This window comes from Rhodococcoides kyotonense (assembly GCF_001645385.1).
In the GTDB taxonomy this organism is placed as follows: domain Bacteria; phylum Actinomycetota; class Actinomycetes; order Mycobacteriales; family Mycobacteriaceae; genus Rhodococcoides; species Rhodococcoides kyotonensis_B.
Genome location: NZ_LVHI01000004.1, coordinates 183251 through 201431, shown reverse-complemented (window position 1 = coordinate 201431; position 18181 = coordinate 183251). Strand labels below are relative to the sequence as shown.

The following is an 18181-nucleotide window of genomic DNA, read 5'->3' as shown; positions in this document are numbered from 1 at the left end:
GGAGACGAAAAAGCCCGGCCCCTCCGAAGAGGAACCGGGCTTGTCGGCGAGGGAACGGACTCAGAAGTCCATGCCGCCCATGCCACCGGTCGGGTCGCCGACGGGCGCTCCGGCCTTCTCGGGCTTGTCGGCGACGACGGCCTCGGTCGTCAGGAACAGAGCCGCGATGGACGCTGCGTTCTGCAGTGCCGAGCGGGTGACCTTGACCGGGTCGTTGATGCCTGCAGCGAGCAGGTCCTCGTACTCGTTGGTCGCGGCGTTGAGGCCGTGGCCGGACGGGAGGTTGCGGACCTTCTCTGCGACGACGCCGGGCTCGAGGCCTGCGTTGAACGCGATCTGCTTCAGCGGTGCTTCGAGGGCGACGCGAACGATGTTCACGCCGGTTGCCTCGTCGCCGTCCAGCTTGAGCGAGTCGACTGCGGGCGAAGCCTGCAGCAGTGCGACGCCACCACCGGCGACGATGCCCTCTTCGACGGCTGCCTTCGCGTTGCGCACTGCGTCTTCGATGCGGTGCTTGCGCTCCTTGAGCTCGACCTCGGTCGCAGCTCCGGCCTTGATGACTGCAACGCCACCGGCCAGCTTGGCCAGGCGCTCCTGCAGCTTCTCGCGGTCGTAGTCGGAGTCGGAGTTCTCGATCTCGGCGCGGATCTGGCTGACGCGTCCGGCGATGGCGTCGGAGTCGCCCGCGCCTTCGACGATGGTGGTCTCGTCCTTGGTGACGACGACCTTGCGTGCCTGGCCGAGGAGCTCGAGGCCTGCGGTCTCCAGCGAGAGGCCGACCTCTTCGCTGATGACCTCGCCGCCCGTGAGGATGGCGATGTCGGCGAGCTGAGCCTTGCGGCGGTCACCGAAGCCGGGAGCCTTGACGGCAACGGACTTGAAGGTGCCGCGGATCTTGTTGACCACGAGGGTGGAGAGAGCTTCGCCCTCGACGTCCTCGGCGACGATCAGCAGCGGCTTGCCGGACTGGATGACCTTCTCCAGCAGCGGCAGCAGGTCCTTGACCGTGGAAACCTTGGAGCTGACGAGCAGAATGTACGCGTCTTCGAGGACGGCTTCCTGACGCTCAGCATCGGTGGCGAAGTACGCCGAGATGTAGCCCTTGTCGAAGCGCATGCCCTCGGTGAGCTCGAGCTGCAGGCCGAAGGTGTTGGACTCCTCGACCGTGATGACGCCTTCCTTGCCGACCTTGTCCATGGCCTCGGCGATGAGCTCGCCGATGGACGCGTCGCCTGCGGAGATACCAGCGGTAGCAGCGATCTGCTCCTTGGTGTCGATCTCCTTGGCGGAGGACAGCAGCGACTCGGTGACGGCTGCGACAGCCTTCTCGATGCCGCGCTTCAGGCCGAGCGGGTTGGCGCCGGCTGCGACGTTGCGCAGACCTTCGCGAACCAGAGCCTGGGCGAGAACGGTAGCGGTGGTGGTGCCGTCACCTGCGACGTCGTCGGTCTTCTTGGCGACCTCCTTGACGAGCTCGGCACCGATCTTCTCGTAGGGATCTTCGAGCTCGATCTCCTTGGCGATGGAGACACCATCGTTGGTGATCGTGGGAGCTCCCCACTTCTTCTCGAGCACGACGTTGCGACCCTTGGGGCCCAACGTCACCTTTACTGCATCGGCGAGGGCGTTGAGGCCTCGCTCGAGGCCACGGCGTGCCTCTTCGTCGAACGCGATGATCTTGGCCATTGCGAAGTGATCCTCCGGATTGGGGGTGACACGCAGAGCGACCGGGTGCCAGTCGCTCCATCTGCACTTGCTCGGCCGAGTTCGGTGCCCGCGACGGACGACCAGGGGTGTCGATGATTCCCAGCCTCACCGTCCCGACCTGGCACTCACAAGGCGCGAGTGCCAAAGCCATTTCTAGCACTCGACCATGGCGAGTGCAAGGTCGCCGACGCGGGCGAACCGCAGCTACGGCCCGACCGGAACCGACGTCTCTCCCTGCGCCGACGACCTGGCGAGCGCTACCGTCGCGGCGATCATGGCCGACAGCGCCACGACGAGCACGACGGCGACGTCGCGGTCGGCGTCGAGATATTCGCCGAGAACCAGAAACCCGAGCGCCGACGCGACGACGGGTTCCATGACCGTCGTCGCCGGGAGCGATGCCTGCAGCGCCCCCGCTTGGAACGCCGATTGCTGCAACGAGATCGCGCACACGGCCACGACGATCAACGCGTACAACTCGATCGACGTCAGCAACGGGACCACGCCACGCGATAAGAGATGCACGACGCCTTTCGTCAGCACGGCCGCCACACCGAACAGCGCGCCGCCTGCCGATCCGAGAAGTACGGCGCGACGCGATCCCGTACTGCGCTGCGCGGCGAACACGCACAACGCCACGAATGGAATGCCGACGAGACAGATCACCACCCAGTGCCGCGCCTCGGCCCGTTCGATGCCGGGCTTCGGGTCGCCCACGACGACGAGAATTGCGACCGACGCCGTCAGGATCGCGGCCCACAGCCATTCCGCACCCGAGATCGCGCGATGGGAGAATCGGGCGCCGAGCGGTAACGCGAAGAGCAGGGACAGAACCAACAGCGGCTGCACCAACAGCAACGATCCAAGCCCGAGCGCGGCAGCTTGAAGCGCGTAGCCGCCGATGCCGACGACCGTTCCCACCCACCAGACCGGCCGCTTCACCAGCGTCGTGATAGGACCGAGTACGCCGACGTCCTCGAGGGGAACTTCAGCCGCAGTGCGTTGGCGAACGACCGTTCCGATCGCGATGCACAGGGCGGCACCGAGCGCCAGGACCACCACGAGAAGTGTTTGCGGCACGTTACGAAACAGTAGTGCGCGAGCTGTTCGCCTGCATTCCATCGGTCCGTTATGGTGTTTACCGGCACTTGACCCAAACTAGAGATAAGCACGAGAACCCGAGAGTGGTCGGCCCGGCATGGTTGCGACCTCGCATCGGCCGCCGTCCACGATTCGCATACGAAATTGTGAGGACGGAAATCTTGAATTCCCCGAAGAAGCCCAACGCCGTCTCGGAAGCGTGGAACGGACTTCGAAAACCCGTCTTCATCCCGGCTTCCGTCATCATCTTCGTGATGATCGCGTTCACCATCGTCTTCGCCGGCACCGCCGAGGGCGCGTTCGAGTCTCTCAACAAGGCGATCACGGACGGCGTCGGCTGGTGGTACATCCTCGCCGCCACCGGATTCGTCGTGTTCGCGGTGTACTGCGGAGTGAGTCGGGTGGGCAACATTCGCCTCGGCCGCGACGACGAGAAGCCCGAATTCGGTGTGCTGTCGTGGTTCGCGATGTTGTTCAGCGCAGGAATGGGCATCGGCCTCGTCTTCTACGGTGTGGCAGAACCGTTGTCGCACTACGTGGTTCCGCCCGAAGCCGGTGGCATCGCCGGATCGACCGACGCGGCGGCCAATCAAGCCATGGAGTTGACGCTCTTCCACTGGGGTCTCCATGCGTGGGCGATCTACGTCGTGGTCGGTCTCGGACTCGCGTACATGACGTATCGCAAAGGTCGTCCCCTCTCCATCCGGTGGCTCCTCGAGCCTCTGCTCGGCCGCGAACGAATCGAAGGCGTCATCGGTCATGCGATCGACGTCGTCGCCATCGTCGGCACATTGTTCGGCGTCGCCACGTCTCTGGGCTTCGGCGTTCAACAGATCTCCGCCGGGCTCGACTACCTCGGCTGGGTCGAGACCGACAACTGGCTCGTCGTCGGGCTCATCGTCGTCGTCACGGGACTCGCGACGTTCTCCGTGGTGTCCGGCGTGACCAAGGGGCTCAAGTGGCTGTCGAACATCAACATGGGTCTCGCTGCCGGCCTCGCGCTCTTCGTCCTTCTCCTCGGTCCGACTCTGTTCCTGATGAAGTCCTGGGTTCAGAACCTCGGCGGGTACGCGCAGGCGTTGCCCGAACTGATGCTTCGCACATCGCCTTTCGCCGACGACGGTTGGGCAGGAGCATGGACCATCTTCTACTGGGGCTGGTGGATGAGCTGGGCGCCGTTCGTCGGCATGTTCATCGCACGTATCTCACGAGGCCGCACCATCCGTGAGTTCGTGTTCGGCGTGCTCCTGGCACCGACGATCATCGGCTCGCTGTGGTTCACGATCTTCGGAGACGCAGGCATCCTGCGTCAGCGCAACGACGGCGACCTTCTCGTCGACGGTGCAGTCGACACCAACACGACCCTCTTCCAGCTGCTCGGCGGTCTGCCTCTCGGCATCGTGACGAGCGTCTTGGCAATATTCGTCATCGTCTTCTTCTTCGTCACGTCCTCGGACTCCGGATCTCTGGTGATCGACATCCTGTCCACCGGAGGAGATCTCGAAACACCCAAGGTGACCCGCGTGTACTGGTCCGTTCTCGAGGGCATCGTCGCCGCGGTGCTGCTTCTCATCGGCGGAGCAGGTTCGTTGACCGCGTTGCAGACCATGTCGATCGCGACAGCGGTTCCGTTCTCGGTGGTCCTCGTGCTCGCATGTGTGTCGCTGCTCAAGGCATTCCGGTACGACGTCGCCACGACGCCGCGCTACGTGCGAGTCACCCAAGCCAACACCGCCTCCGAGAACGGCGACGGTTCCGGCAACGGCGCGGCAGCGAAACGACCTCGTGGAGGCGGCATCTCGTCGACCTTTTCGGGTCTCGTACCGTCGACAGCGGGGCTCGCGACACCGACGAACGGCGCAATGGTCCTTGCCGTGCACGAGGTGCCGACGGAAGCGCTGGAGGTCCACCCCGAGACCGGCGCAGTCGAGTACTCCGGCAACGACGGTCTCGTCGACCCGCTCGGTGGTGAGGTGTTCGATACCCCGGAATTCGCGGAATCGCACGAGGGACAGACCCAGTCGAACTCCTAAGTCCTCGAACCCACGAAGGGGCCCGGCATCAGCCGGGCCCCTTCGTCGTTCGGAGCGAACGGTGACGTGCTCGCCTACAGCTAGGACGACCCCGCCACGACCGCGGGCACGATGATCGCCGTCATGACCGCGGCGTTGACGTCCTGCACCGCTTTGCGGACCGCCGCACCGGCCCAGTCACCCTCGGCAATCTCCTTGGCGCGTTTCTTCGCTGCCTTCTTGTCCACGCCCGGTAGCACCTTGTGTATCGCGTCGACGGCCGACAACAGTGAGATCAATGCCGAAATCGGCGCGGTCGGGGTGGTGCCGTCGACGATCGCGCTGCCGATCCACTGACGAAGCCGGTTCTCGTGCGTCGTATCCCGAGCGGGCCAGGTGGTCGTCGGGAACAGTCCGAGAACGTTCTTGCGTTCTTCGATGACCGAACCCTGCGCTGCGAGACGAGATCCCAGTTCCTTGTTCAGGTTTCGCTGCAGCTTCTCGATGACCTTCTGCGGCTTCGGTGGATTCTTCTGCGTACCCACGAACGCATGTGCGCGGGCGAGCAATTCGTCCTGCGGCGGCGGGCCGGACACGACCAGCCGGCCATCCTTGACCTGCTCGCCCTTGCCCGTGAGACGCACCGCCCCACTCATCGCGAGCTCGAGCACCACTGCACCGGCGAGCACCCTCGGGAACTTGGTGCTGTCGACGATCGGTCTGCCGGACACATCGTCGACCAGAAGCACGAACACGTCCTCCGCGATGAGCGTCATGTCCCGAGAGTACCGATCACGTAGGGATAGGACACCTCGATCATCTTCTCCAGCACGGCGGTGTCGACGTCGGCGAGCTTGTTGACGTACAGACACCCCGCGCCCGCCTTGTGCTTGCCCAGCTGCTCCAGCATGGCCTTCGCCCTGGGTGCGTACGTGAGGCCGTACAGCGCGAGCGATGTCTTTCGCGGCGAGAAACCGACGGCCAACGAATCTCCCTCGCGCCCACTGGCATACGTGTAGTGATACTCGCCGTAACCGACCATCGACGGCCCCCACATGACAGCAGGCTCGCCGGTGACGCGAGACATCATGTCGTGCAGCGCAAGGCCGTCGGCACGCCGCACGGGATGTTCGACGGCCTGCAGCCATGCGAGCGCGTCGACGTCCGTCGCCGCGGTCTTGTTCTCGCCCATGTCAGTTGAGGTATCGCTGCCAGTCCGACGGCACCAGGTCCGCAGGGCCGGGCGTCGACTGGTCCAGTGGATGATGTTGCGGCGGGGCCAGTTCCGGTCCGTCGTACATCGTCTCGTCGGCGTAGCTGTAGTACCAGGTCTCCCCCGGTTCGTAACTGCGAATGAATTGGTGGCCCGTGCTCTCGGCGTGCTTGCTCGCATGCTGCGACGGCGAGGAGTCGCAGCACCCGATGTGGCCGCACTGCGCGCAGCGCCGCAGGTGAAACCACCATCCGCTCGCTTCGGAACATTCGAGACACCCTGGCCCCGACGGTGCGACCTCGGTGTCGATTCCGGGAATGTGTTCGCTCATCGATCCTCCTCTGGCGCTGCTGCAGGCTCGATCGGGAGCCTGACGACGAATCGGGTGTCACCGGGAACGGACTGCACGGACAGGTCGCCTCGATGTTTCTTGACGACGATGCGCCATGAGATGTCGAGTCCGAGTCCGGTCCCCTCCCCCACGGGTTTCGTGGTGAAGAACGGTTCGAAGATTCGAGACTGAATATCCTCCGGCACACCGGAACCCGTGTCGCACACCTCGACCAGCACCTGATCGTGGTCGCGACGCGTCCGTACCGTCAACGTGCCCTCGCCTGCCATCGCTTGTACCGCGTTGTCGATCAGGTTGGTCCACACCTGGTTCAGCTCGGCGGCGTACGCGGGGATCGGCGGGACCGATGCGTCGTAGTCCTTGACCACGGTGATGTCGTCACCGATCTTGCGCGCCAACATCACCAACGTGCTGTCGAGCAGATCACGAATGTCGACGGTCTGGTACGGCGCCCGATCCATCTGCGAATACTGTTTCGCAGCACCGACCAACGTCGACACACGCGTTGTCGAGTCGGCTATCTCGTTCATCAGCAACTCGGTCTCGACGGTGTAGTTGAGCCATCGAATCGCGCCTTCGAGTAGCTGCGAATCGTCCACGGTCGCAACGACTTTGTCGAGCCACGCCACGTCGAGGCCCGCCTGCACGAACGTCGGCGCGATGTCCCAGCCACCCGAGATGTCGTGATCGTCGAACCAGTCGCCCAGCTCGTCCTCGCGGTCCGACGCCTCGAGCGGCGACAGCTTGGGAGCCTTCGCGACCAGTTCGACGGCTTCCTCCTGCAGTCCGACGAGCGACGTCAACGAGCCGGGGTCCAGCGAACCGTTGGCGATCATCTTCAGCTTCTGCCGCATGTGTGCGACGCGATCGCGCAGCGCCGACGTCGCACGTACGGCCGCCGCGGCCGGGTTGTTCAGCTCGTGCGTCAGTCCCGCGGACAGCGAGCCGAGCGCAAGCAGACGCTCTCGCTGTTCGACGATCTGCTTGGTGTTGCGGCTTCCGAAGAACAGTCCTTCCAGCAGGTGCAAAGCCATCGGAAACCACTCGGAGACGATCTCGGCGAAGCAGTCCGCATCGAGCACGAAGAACCTCGACCGCTCGGTGACCCGCATGGAACCCGGGTACACCTGCGGCACCCGGTCACGGAGATAGGCCTGCCATGCACCCGCGTACACACCGCGCTGCGACGTCCGGTTGATGACAAGATCCTCGCCGCCGGACAGCTTCGACAGCACCAGCGATCCCTCGATCAGTACGTAGAAGCACGTGGCCGGATCGCCTTCGGCGAACACCGGGCCGGGCTCGATGATCTCGACGTGCCCTTCCTGGCACAGTCGCTCCAGCTGGTCGTCGGTCAGATGCTCGAACAGGAACAGCGTCTTCAGCTCGTCCGGAGAGCACTGGGCGGTCATGGGTTCGCCAGATATCTGTGCACGAGCATGACGGCCATCGCTCCTTCTCCTACCGCCGACGCGACGCGTTTCGCCGAATCGGACCGTACGTCGCCCGCCGCGAAGACGCCGGGAACGCTCGTCTCCAGGTGGTGCGGAAGCCGTTCGCGGTCCCACCCGCTCGGGGCTTTGCCGTCGACCACCAGGTCGGGACCCGTCACGACGAAACCGTGTTCGTCACGCTCGACGAAGCCGTCGAGCCAGTCGGTGCGCGGCGCCGCGCCGATGAACAGGAACAGGTACTGCGCGGGAACGGTCTCGTCCGTGTCGGTGACGCGGTCGTGCAGCGTGATCGATTCGAGGTGATCGTCGCCGCCGACGCCGACGACTTCGGTGCACGTGCGCACCGTGATCTTCGGGTTCTCCTCGATCTGCTTGATCAGGTAGTACGACATCGACGCCTCGAGCGACTGCGCGCGAATCAGAATGGTCACCGATTTCGCGCCGCGGGCCAGATACACCGCAGCCTGGCCTGCCGAGTTCGCACCGCCGACGATGTAGACGTCCTGCTCGGCGCAGCGCGTGGCCTCCGTCATCGCCGAACCGTAGAAGACGCCGCGACCCGTGAAATTCTCGATGCCCGGCGTCGTCAACTGCCGATACGCGACGCCCGTCGACAAGATGACCGTCTGCGCATCGATGCTGCTGCCGTCGGCGAAACGAACCGTCCGGGCAGCGCCGTTCGCTTCCAACGAGACGACGTCCTGCGTCGTCACCACCTCGGCGCCGAACTTCAATGCCTGCCGACGCGCCCGCTCGGCCAGTTGAGCGCCGGAAACTCCGTCGGGAAATCCGAGGTAGTTCTCGATGCGCGAGCTCTGGCCGGCCTGACCACCCGTCGCGGTGCGCTCGATGAGCGTCGTGCGCAGTCCTTCCGACGCCCCGTACAGGGCAGCACCCAATCCGGCGGGACCACCACCGATGACGACGAGGTCGTAGAACGCGTTCGACGGTGTGGTCGTCAAGCCGAGGTGATCGCCGAGTTCGGCGTCGGTCGGCGAACAGAGCGCCTTACCTTCGGCTGTGACGACGACCGGACACACCGTGTCGTCGACACCCGCCGACGTCAACAGGCGGGCACCTTCGGGTTCGTCGGCCATGTACCAGCGATACGGCAGCTGATTGCGAGCCAGGAATTCGCGAACCTCCGACGACCGTGCCGACCAGCGATGGCCGATGATCCTGGTCTCTTCCACCGGCCGGTGGTTCGACGACGCCCATGCCTCCAGCTGGGCGTCGAGCACCGGGTAGAGCTTCTCCTCGGGCGGATCCCACGGCTTGAGCAGGTAGTAGTCGAGGTCGATGACGTTGATCGCCTCGATGGCCGCGTCCGTGTCGGCATACGCCGTGAGCAGCACGCGGCGCGCATAGGGGTACAGGTCCATCGCCTGTTCGAGGAACTCCATGCCGTTCATCTGCGGCATGCGATAGTCGGCCAAGAGCACCGCGACGGGCTGACCGCGCAGCTTCAGTTCCTTCAATGCATCGAGCGCCTGCGCTCCGGACTCGGCCCGGATGATGCGGTACTTCTCGCCGTAGTGACGGCGCAGATCGCGTGCGACGGATCGAGAGACCCCCGGGTCGTCGTCCACGCTGAGAATTGCAGGCTTCATGACCCTCCAGAACAGCCGGTTCGTTACGCACCGATTATGCCGTTCCGGAGTGGTCAGCGCCGAGGACTTACACCAGCCCTCGTCTGACCATGTCGATCTCGCGAGGAGTCAAGAGGCGTTCGAGCTTCTCACTCGGCCACGTACGGGGACTTCCGGTCATACGCGCGGACTCCAGAAGCGGCACTCCCGCCCTGGAACGACGCAAGATCGTTGGAAAGTTCACGATCGATCACTCCGAACAACTTCTGATTGGCCTGAATTTCTCGTTCGTTCTATCGACCAGTGTTCGCCTCGTGTTACCGGAAAGCTCGTAGGCGCGCGGAGCGTGTTTGAACATGTCGTCGGCTGGGGTACGCCGCGCACCACACGGATTCGGGGGCTGAAATATGAACACGAACGCAAGTAACGCGGCCGAGCGCGTACAACAGAACAGCGCATTCGAAAAGGCTGCTCGCTGCGGCCACTTCGTCAGCGGCTTACTGCACATTCTCATCGGTTACATCGCGATCCGACTCGCGTTCGGGCAGGGAGGCAACGCCGACCAGTCCGGTGCACTCGCCGAGCTCGGCAGCAAACCCGGCGGGTCCATCGCACTGTGGATCGCGTTCGTCGCGTTCGTCGCGCTCGCGTTGTGGCGGATCGTCGAGGCGATCGTCGGCAAGAAGTCGGACGCCGACGAGGGCAGCGCGATGGACCGCTTCAAGGCCGCGTCGCTCGCCGTCGTCTACATCGCTTTCGCATGGTCCACGTTCGGCTTCGCGCGCGGATCCGGCAAATCGAGCGGCGAACAGAACGCGTCGACCACCGCACGACTGATGGAGAACGGCTTCGGAAAGTTCGTGCTGATCGTCGTCGGACTCGTGATCATCGGCGTCGGTGGTTACCACGTCTACAAGGGAGTGTCGAAGAACTTCCTCGACGATCTCGAGGGCCACACCGGCAAAGGCGTCGAACGTCTCGGGATCGCCGGATACGCGGCGAAGGGAATCGCGCTCGTCGGAACGGGTGCGCTCGTGATCGTCGCCGTCTTCACCTCCGATCCCAGCAAGGCGACCGGCGTCGACGGTGCCGTCAAGACTCTGGGTGAACAGCCCTTCGGCCAGGTTCTGTTGGTCCTCGCCGGCGTCGGCATCGCGCTGTACGGGTTGTACGCATTCGTGCTCGCACGGCACGCGAAGATGTAGCCTCCAAGTCGATTCCAAGCCTCACCGGTCATCGTGTTCTCACACGAGATACGAGGAGACCACAGTGGGTTTGTTCGACATGTTCACCGGCACGAAGCGTCCGTCCGCAGACATTCCGGCCCGCAGACCTGACGAGGTGTACGCCGCACTGATGGCCGTCAACCGTCCGAGCGCGCCGTTCGTCATCCGCGACGGATCGGCCGAGGGCGTCGACCTCGTCGCGGAGTGGCGCATCGTCGACGCGCGCTGGTACGAGATCTTCGCCAAGGCGTCACTGTCGAAAGTCTTTCGCATTCTGCTGAAGCTCGACCCGGCCACCGACGAGGTGCGCGGTGTGGACGAGGAGTGGGCCGTCGAATGGCGAGCAGGGGTGCCTTCGTTGACCGCGTCCGCGGAGAAGTTCCGGGGCCAGAAGTCGTCCGTCCAGTTCGGAACGGCCTACGCGTTCACCGAGCAGCTCGAGTACGGGCAGGTGTACAACTACCGCTTCTCGACCGGTGAGCTGAAGAAGCCGATCCAGGACGCCGTCCTCGCGTGCGGTTGGACGTACAAGGGCGTGGCATTCGGGAAGCTCTGACGCCGGGTGGGTGTGGTGTCCCACTTGTCCGGCTGTCAGCAGGTTTTCCTGATCTGCGGCGGACGACTGGGACATCCTGCCCACACTTCGGGGAAGTGTGTGTGACTATAGGTAGCACCAACCCTGATGGAGGAACGCGTGAGCAAGACCCTCGAAGCCAGCATCGACGTCGACGCCAGCCCGGACAAGGTGTGGGCGATCGTCTCGGACCTGAAGCGCATGGGTGAGTGGAGCCCGCAGTGCAAGCTGATGAAGGTGTTCGGCGGCGATGTCCGCAAGGGCACGACCACACTGAACGTCAACAAGAAGGGCCTGCTCGTTTGGCCTACGACGTCGAAGGTCGTCGACTTCGAGCCGAACAAGTCGATCGCGTTCCGCGTCAACGAGAACAAGACCATCTGGTCGTACACCCTGACCCCGAAGGACGGCGGTACCACCGTCGTCGAGAAGCGTGAAGCACCGACGGGAACCAGCGCGGTCTCGACGTTCCTCGTGAAGAACGTGCTCGGCGGAATCGAACAATTCGACGTGGAACTCGTCGACGGCATGAACCGGACCCTGCAGCGCATCAAGACGGAGAGCGAACGAAGCTAAGTCAAGGTTTCAACCGCCGACCACCCGGGCACCCCCTGTGAGCAATACCCACGGCACACACAAGAGGGGGCACCACATGTTGGGCCTAGGAATCATCGGCTGGATCATCATCGGCGGACTCGCCGGCTGGATCGGTAGCAAGATCATGAAGACGGATGCATCGATGGGCATTCTGTTGAACATCGTCGTCGGCATCATCGGCGGCCTGATCGGCGGTTGGCTACTCAAGGCTTTCGGCGTCGACGTCGAAGGCGGCGGACTCATCTTCAGCTTCCTGACCTGCCTGCTCGGAGCAGTGATCCTGCTGTTCCTGGTCAAGCTCGTCACCGGCCGATCGAGGGTCTGACCCACAGCGCACACGCAGCTGCCGGGGCATCTCACGTACTCTGTGAGGCCCCGGCAGCTGTCGTTTCGTCGGGCCCTGAACACGCACGAGAAGAAGGAGCGAAGTGGCACGCCGTCCCACCCCGATCGGTCAGGAACAGCGCACCGGCGCAGCACACTTCGTCGAGTTGATTCGTGACACCGTCCCGCCGATGCACCCCGCAGGACTTCCGTTCGTCGCAGGCCCGCTGGCTGTGGCCGCTCTCGGACGCAGGCACAAGTGGGTGCGTCGCGCAGGCCTGACCGCCGCCGGTGCGTGCGCCACGTTCTTCCGCCACCCCGGCCGCGTCCCACCGAATCGACCGGGCGTCGTAGTGGCCCCTGCCGACGGCTTGATCACGCTCGTCGACACCGCGGTTCCGCCGGCCGAGCTCGATCTCGGCACGACGCCGGTGCCGCGCGTCAGCATCTTCCTGTCCGTCCTCGACGTGCACGTTCAGCGTGTTCCGGTCGGTGGCGAGGTCATCGAGGTCGTGCATCGGCGCGGCCAGTTCAAGTCCGCCGACCTCGCCGAGGCGAGCGAGGTGAACGAGCGCAACAGCATGCACATTCGTACGCCGTCGGGCCACGACGTCGCCGTCGTACAGATCGCCGGTCTGATCGCCCGCCGCATCGTCAACAACGCGAAGGTCGGCGATACGTTGACCATCGGCGACACGTACGGATTGATCCGATTCGGATCTCGCCTCGACACGTACTTCCCCGCGGGCACCGAGTTGCTCGTCGAGCGCGGTCAGCGCGCAGTCGGGGCCGAAACCGTGCTTGCCGAACTCCCCCGATAGTCGGTGCGATGATCACCAGACGAGCGCGACCTCCCGCTGCTGTTCGACTCCTGCCGTCGGTGGTGACGATTCTGGCGTTGTGCGCCGGGTTGTCCGCGCTGAAGTTCGCGCTCGACGGCGAACTCGGTGTCGCGCTGGCGATGATCGGTGCCGCTGCGATTCTCGACGCCCTCGACGGGCGAATCGCCCGCCTGCTCGACGCCACCAGCAAGATCGGCGCCGAACTCGACTCGCTGGCCGACGCCATCTCCTTCGGTGTCGCACCCGCCCTGGTGCTGTACGTGACACTGCTCGAAGGCAGCAGCGCCGGCTGGATCATCGCGCTGATCTACGTCGTCGCGATGGTCCTGCGCCTGGCTCGCTTCAACACCTTGCTCGACGACGACAACACACCGGCCTACGCCCGCGAGTACTTCACCGGCGTGCCGGCTCCCGCGGGCGCCCTCATCGTGTTGGCTCCGATCGCGGCGTTCCAGGAATGGGGCGACGGCTGGTGGGCGTCGTTCTACGTCGTCGTCGGGTGGACGCTCTTCACAGCGGGGCTGGCGGTCAGCCGCATCCCGACGCTCGCGCTCAAGACCGTATCCGTTCCTCCCCGCATGGCCGCCGCGCTGCTCATCCTCGTCGCACTCGCAGCCGCAGCGTTGATCACCTACCCGCTGATCCTGCTGATGGTCCTGGTACTCGTCTACCTGATCCACATTCCGTTCGCCGTGCGCTCGCAGCGATGGGTCGCGGCCCGTCCCTACGCGTGGGAGGCGAAACCCGCCGAGCGTCGCGCCGAGCGTCGCGCGATCCGACGCGCCCCCGGTAACACGCGTCGCTCCGCAGCCCGGTTGGGTCTGCGTCGACCCCGAGGGCCGCAGTGACAGCCCCGGAGCTGGTCCTCACGGCACGACTCAACACATCGGCGGCCGACGCCAGACGCGGCGTCGTTCGGCTGCACCCGGAGGTACTGGCCGCGCTCGGAATCCGCGAATGGGACGCCATCGCGGTGATCGGTGCGCGTCGCACGGCCGCGGTCGCCGGACGCGCGCCGGACGGAACGCCGCCCCGGACGGCCCTGCTCGACGACGTCACCCTGTCGAACGCGGGCATCAAGGAAGACGGTTCCATCGCCGTCGCACCGGTAACGGTCTACGGCGCGAAGACGGTGACGGTCAGCGGTTCGGCGCTGGCGACGGGTTCGATCTCCGAGTCGACGTTGCGCCAAGCGCTGCTCGGCAAGGTGGTCACCGTCGGCGATACGGTTTCGCTCCTGCCCCGCGACCTCGGCCCGGGCACGAGCACCACTGCCGCGACGCTGGCACTCTCTCGAACCTTCGGCTTCACGTGGACGAGCGAACTGCTGACGGTGTCGAGCACGTCGCCGTCGGGTCCGGTCAGCGTGCAACCGAACACGGCGGTCAGCTGGGGCGAAGCACCGGCGTCCACACCCACCACTGCACGCGACACCCCGGCCGCGCTGCCGGTCACCGAACTGGTCGGGGTGTCCGCACAGCAGGCGAAGCTGTCCGAATGGCTGCGTCTGGCGCTCGACGAGTCGGAGCTGCTCGCGCGGCTCGGCGCGTCGGCGCACCTCGGCGTCCTGATCACCGGACCCGCGGGCGTCGGAAAGTCCACACTCGCCCGCGCGGTCCTCGCCGGTCGTACCGTCGCAGAACTCGACGGCCCGTCGATCGGCGCGTTGGACGCATCCGCGCGTGTCGACGCCGTCTCCTCGGCGATCGACGGTCTCGCCGGCTCGGGCGTCCTGCTGATCACCGACATCGATGCCCTGTTGCCCGCCACGGCCGAACCCGCGTCGACCCTCGTGCTCGATCAGCTCCGCCGCGCGGTGGACACTGCAGGCTTGGCGTTCGTCGCCACGACCGCACACCCCGAGGCCACCGATTCTCGGCTCCGCGCGCAGGATCTCTGCGACCGCGAACTGACGCTGTCACTTCCCGACGCCGTTGGACGGTCCGCCCTGCTCGAACACCTGTTGCGCACGGCGCCGACCGACGGACTCTCGCTCGGCGAGATAGCCGCCAGGACACCGGGTTTCGTCGTCGCCGATCTGGCTGCACTGGTCCGAGAAGCTGCGTTGCGGGCCGCGTCGCGGGCGAGCTCCGAGGGGTCGGACCCGCAGCTCGTTCAATCGGATCTGCTGGGCGCCCTCGACGTCATTCGTCCACTGTCTCGTTCCGGCGCAGAGGAATTGGCGATCGGCAGCCTCACCCTCGACGACGTCGGCGACATGGTCGAGACGAAACAGGCACTCACCGAGGCCGTGCTGTGGCCGCTGCGGCATCCGGATTCGTTCTCTCGCTTGGGAATCGAGCCGCCCCGAGGCGTGCTGCTCTACGGCCCTCCCGGCTGCGGCAAGACGTTCCTCGTGCGCGCGCTGGCAAGTTCGGGCCAGCTGAGCGTCCATTCCGTCAAGGGCGCCGAGCTGATGGACAAGTGGGTCGGGTCGTCGGAAAAGGCTGTGCGCGAGCTGTTTCAGCGTGCGCGCGACTCGGCGCCGTCACTGATCTTCCTCGACGAGGTCGACGCACTGGCACCTCGACGCGGGCAGACCAGCGATTCCGGCGTCGGCGATCGCGTCGTCGCGGCACTGCTGACCGAACTGGACGGCGTCGAACCGCTACGTGACGTCGTCGTGCTCGGGGCGACCAATCGACCGGACCTGATCGACCCCGCACTGCTGCGTCCGGGCAGGCTCGAACGCCTCGTGTTCGTCCCGCCGCCCGACGCGGAGGCGCGGGCCGACATCCTGCGTGCGTCGAGCAAATCCGTGCCGCTGTCCGACGACGTCGACCTCGATCTGCTCGCCACCGACCTCGACGGCTACTCGGCCGCCGACTGTTCCGCGCTCCTGCGAGAGGCCGCGCTGACGGCCATGCGCCGCTCGTTGGATGCCGCGTTCGTCACGGGCGACGACGTCGAGACCGCGCGAAAAACGGTGCGCCCCTCGCTCGATCCCGAGCAAGTGGCGCACCTGGAGGCCTACGGGTCGTGAGTGCGAATGTACAGCGGGCTGTACATTCGCACGCACGGGGCGCGTCAGCGCCAGCGCGCCAACAACTTCGACGCCTCACCGGCGAGTGCACCCTGGAACAGCGGGCCGAAACTGATGCGCCCCACGCCGAGTGACGCGAAGTGCGAGAGGTCGCCGTCGGCCGGGTTGGCAATTGCGTTGACCGGCAACGGAAGTCCCTCGACGAGACGCTTGTAGTCGTCGTCGCTGTGGAAGCCGACCGGGTACAACGAGTCCGCCCCGGCAGCCGCGGCGAGCTTCATCCGCTCGATGGCGCGCTCGACCCGATCGCTCTCGTCACCGACCTGCTTGACGAACAGATCGGTGCGCGCGTTCAGCACCACGTGCACGTCGGTTGCGTCCGACGCCGCACGCAGGGCACCGACGAAGTCCGCATGCTCCTGCGCCTCACGCAGACGACCACCTTCGCTGTGCACGGTGTCCTCGATGTTCAGGCCGACTGCACCGGCCGAGATCAAGCCGTCGATCAGACGCTTCGGATCTTCGCCGTATCCCGACTCGATGTCCACGGACAGCGGAACGTCGACGGCCGCGGTGATCTGCGAGATGCGCGCGAGCAACTCGTCGAACGTGATGCCCTCGTTGTCCGGCTTACCGATCGAATCGGACACCGGGTGGCTTCCGACGGTCAGCGCGGTGAATCCCGCATCGACGGCGAGCTTCGCGGACCAGGCATCCCACACCGTGGGGAGAACGACCGGGTCACCCGGCTTGTGGAGTTCGAGGAGGGTTGTTGCCTTCTGCGCCAAGCTCGACATTGAAGCTCCTAAAGGTTGGGAGAACGTACGTTCTCCCACACCGTACCTGCTTCAGTCGATCAGATCGAGCTTCTTCATATGGTCGAACACCATGAGCGAGCCGGGAGCGACGTCGGGCATCGCCGCGTACTCGTCCCGCGTGAAGTACCTGATCTCGGCGATCTCACTGGTCGGCACCGGCTCGGAACCCAGCTCGGCGACGAAGCAATGAATCTCGAGCGGGGTCCCGGACGGATGCCCCCACGCGTCGCAGGCGAAGACGCCGAGGAACCGGGCGTCGACGACGTCGGCATCCAACTCCTCGCGTATCTCCCGATGCAGAGCCTGCTCGGGCGTCTCACCGGGGTCGATCTTCCCGCCTGCCATGTAGAACGCGGTTTTCCCGGTCGAGCGCGCCTGGAGCATTCGACGGTCTCTCACATACGCCAACCCAGCGGTACGAATCACGAAAGCAAGGTATCCAATCTCTCGTACCCCTCGGTGACGCCCTTCTCCATACCGCTCTGGGCCATGCCGTCGCGCGCCTCGATCGACGGGAAGGTGCTCTGCCCTTCGATGCGAGTGCGTCCGTCGCCGAGATCGACGAAGGTGATCGACTCGATACTGACGACGTCGGGAACGTCCTCGTACTCGAACGTCTGAATCACGAAGTCGTTCTCACGCACGACGTGGAAGACACCGTTGAAGGCGAACGTCGCCCCCTCCGGGTCGGTGTGCACGTAGCGGTAACGGCCTCCCGTCGAGAAGTCGTAGGTGTCGAGCTTCATGTCGTAGCCGTTCGGTCCGAGCCACTGCACCACGAGCTCGGGGTCTCGGTAGGCGCGAAAAACTGCGTCGACGGGCGCGTCGAACTCACGCGTGATCGTGATGAACGGGACGCCGTCGGGCACGGTGATGGTCACGGGATTAGTCATTGCCGTAGTCCTTGTCGTTGGCCAGCAGTGCATCGAGCTTCCTGAACTGCTGTTCGTGGATGATGCGGTATTTGTCGATCCATGCGGTCAGCTCCTCGAGGCGCGCCGAGTCCAGATGAACCGGACGACGCTGCGCGTCGCGTGACCGGGTCACGAGCCCTGCCGCCTCGAGAACCTGAATGTGCCGTGAGACGGCTTGCTTGCTGATCTCGAACGGTTCGGCGAGATCGTTCACCGTCAACGGCCCACGACTGAGTCGGGCGACGATGGCACGCCGAACCGGATCGGCGAGCGCCATGAACGCCCCGTCGAGCCTGTCGTCCGTGACGCTCATGATCAACCAACTCCTTTATCAATCCATACGTTGATTACGGTAGGCGCCGACGCCCTCGCCGTCAACAGGTCTGTCCTTTTTGCACCAGTCGAGAGCCGCGCGGCCACGCAAAGTAATATGGGAGCCAACCCATACTCGCCGGCCGAGCACACGGCTCGCGAG

The 18181-nt window shown here is 65.1% G+C and carries 19 protein-coding genes; 8 read left to right on the top strand and 11 right to left on the bottom strand.

What is annotated here, in order from left to right:
* Positions 1–60: 60 nt before the first annotated feature.
* Positions 61–1686, bottom strand: a complete 1626-nt coding sequence (gene groL, locus A3K89_RS04125) for a chaperonin GroEL (protein WP_068422162.1) — start codon at positions 1684–1686, stop codon at positions 61–63.
* A gap of 225 nt (positions 1687–1911) precedes the next feature.
* On the bottom strand, positions 1912–2787 hold the full coding sequence (locus A3K89_RS04120) for a DMT family transporter (RefSeq protein WP_068422159.1): 876 nt from the start codon (positions 2785–2787) through the stop codon (positions 1912–1914).
* A 182-nt stretch (positions 2788–2969) separates the two neighbouring features.
* On the opposite strand from A3K89_RS04120, the gene A3K89_RS04115 reads away from it, so the two are divergent.
* Positions 2970–4841 (top strand): BCCT family transporter, encoded by a 1872-nt coding sequence (locus A3K89_RS04115; protein ID WP_068422301.1) that lies wholly within the window; start codon positions 2970–2972, stop codon positions 4839–4841.
* A gap of 80 nt (positions 4842–4921) precedes the next feature.
* On the opposite strand, the gene A3K89_RS04110 is transcribed toward A3K89_RS04115, so the two are convergent.
* Genes A3K89_RS04110 through A3K89_RS04090 form a run of 5 tightly spaced genes read right to left on the bottom strand, consistent with a single transcriptional unit; the run spans position 4922 to position 9449 of the window.
* Positions 4922–5596, bottom strand: coding sequence for a GOLPH3/VPS74 family protein (locus tag A3K89_RS04110; protein WP_068422156.1), 675 nt, complete (start codon positions 5594–5596; stop codon positions 4922–4924).
* Positions 5593–6012 (bottom strand): DUF1801 domain-containing protein, encoded by a 420-nt coding sequence (locus A3K89_RS04105; protein ID WP_068422154.1) that lies wholly within the window; start codon positions 6010–6012, stop codon positions 5593–5595. Before A3K89_RS04105 ends, A3K89_RS04110 begins: the two co-directional genes overlap by 4 nt.
* 1 nt (position 6013) lies before the next feature.
* Positions 6014–6364 (bottom strand): UBP-type zinc finger domain-containing protein, encoded by a 351-nt coding sequence (locus tag A3K89_RS04100; RefSeq protein WP_068422151.1) that lies wholly within the window; start codon positions 6362–6364, stop codon positions 6014–6016.
* The gene (locus A3K89_RS04095) at positions 6361–7797 is read right to left on the bottom strand and encodes an ATP-binding protein (protein WP_068422146.1); all 1437 of its coding nucleotides are present in this window, start codon (positions 7795–7797) and stop codon (positions 6361–6363) included. Before A3K89_RS04095 ends, A3K89_RS04100 begins: the two co-directional genes overlap by 4 nt.
* The gene (locus A3K89_RS04090; RefSeq protein ID WP_068422143.1) at positions 7794–9449 is read right to left on the bottom strand and encodes an FAD-dependent oxidoreductase; all 1656 of its coding nucleotides are present in this window, start codon (positions 9447–9449) and stop codon (positions 7794–7796) included. Before A3K89_RS04090 ends, A3K89_RS04095 begins: the two co-directional genes overlap by 4 nt.
* Before the next feature lie 386 nt (positions 9450–9835).
* Here A3K89_RS04090 and A3K89_RS04080 point away from each other — a divergent pair, with 386 nt between their 5' ends.
* The 7 genes from A3K89_RS04080 to A3K89_RS04050 all read left to right on the top strand — a co-directional run bounded on the left by A3K89_RS04080 (position 9836) and on the right by A3K89_RS04050 (position 15974).
* Complete coding sequence (locus tag A3K89_RS04080) at positions 9836–10633, top strand: DUF1206 domain-containing protein (protein WP_068422137.1); 798 nt, start codon at positions 9836–9838, stop codon at positions 10631–10633.
* A 64-nt stretch (positions 10634–10697) separates the two neighbouring features.
* Positions 10698–11210 carry a hypothetical protein gene (locus A3K89_RS04075; RefSeq protein WP_068422134.1) on the top strand — a complete coding sequence of 171 codons (513 nt, stop codon included), beginning with the start codon at positions 10698–10700 and terminating at the stop codon, positions 11208–11210.
* Between the two features lie 138 nt (positions 11211–11348).
* A complete protein-coding gene (locus A3K89_RS04070; protein ID WP_068422298.1) occupies positions 11349–11804 on the top strand; it encodes an SRPBCC family protein in 456 nt (151 codons plus the stop codon).
* 76 nt (positions 11805–11880) lie between these two features.
* Complete coding sequence (locus A3K89_RS04065) at positions 11881–12150, top strand: GlsB/YeaQ/YmgE family stress response membrane protein (protein WP_068422131.1); 270 nt, start codon at positions 11881–11883, stop codon at positions 12148–12150.
* A 103-nt stretch (positions 12151–12253) separates the two neighbouring features.
* On the top strand, positions 12254–12970 hold the full coding sequence (locus tag A3K89_RS04060) for a phosphatidylserine decarboxylase (RefSeq protein ID WP_068422127.1): 717 nt from the start codon (positions 12254–12256) through the stop codon (positions 12968–12970).
* Positions 12971–12978: 8 nt separating this feature from the next.
* Positions 12979–13839 carry a CDP-diacylglycerol--serine O-phosphatidyltransferase gene (pssA, locus tag A3K89_RS04055; RefSeq protein WP_068422124.1) on the top strand — a complete coding sequence of 287 codons (861 nt, stop codon included), beginning with the start codon at positions 12979–12981 and terminating at the stop codon, positions 13837–13839.
* Positions 13836–15974, top strand: coding sequence for an AAA family ATPase (locus A3K89_RS04050; protein ID WP_068422122.1), 2139 nt, complete (start codon positions 13836–13838; stop codon positions 15972–15974). The genes pssA and A3K89_RS04050 overlap by 4 nt, the downstream gene beginning before the upstream one ends.
* 44 nt (positions 15975–16018) lie before the next feature.
* On the opposite strand, the gene A3K89_RS04045 is transcribed toward A3K89_RS04050, so the two are convergent.
* From A3K89_RS04045 to A3K89_RS04030, 4 genes are read right to left on the bottom strand one after another with little or no spacing between them, the layout of a single operon-like run.
* Positions 16019–16771: an isocitrate lyase/PEP mutase family protein gene (locus tag A3K89_RS04045; protein WP_068422120.1), complete on the bottom strand. Its 753-nt coding sequence runs from the start codon at positions 16769–16771 to the stop codon at positions 16019–16021.
* Positions 16772–16822: 51 nt separating this feature from the next.
* Positions 16823–17218 (bottom strand): NUDIX hydrolase, encoded by a 396-nt coding sequence (locus tag A3K89_RS04040; protein WP_346764459.1) that lies wholly within the window; start codon positions 17216–17218, stop codon positions 16823–16825.
* Positions 17215–17685, bottom strand: coding sequence for an SRPBCC family protein (locus A3K89_RS04035; protein WP_068422116.1), 471 nt, complete (start codon positions 17683–17685; stop codon positions 17215–17217). Before A3K89_RS04035 ends, A3K89_RS04040 begins: the two co-directional genes overlap by 4 nt.
* Positions 17678–18019 carry an ArsR/SmtB family transcription factor gene (locus A3K89_RS04030; RefSeq protein ID WP_068422113.1) on the bottom strand — a complete coding sequence of 114 codons (342 nt, stop codon included), beginning with the start codon at positions 18017–18019 and terminating at the stop codon, positions 17678–17680. The genes A3K89_RS04035 and A3K89_RS04030 overlap by 8 nt, the downstream gene beginning before the upstream one ends.
* Between the last annotated feature and the right edge of the window lie 162 nt (positions 18020–18181).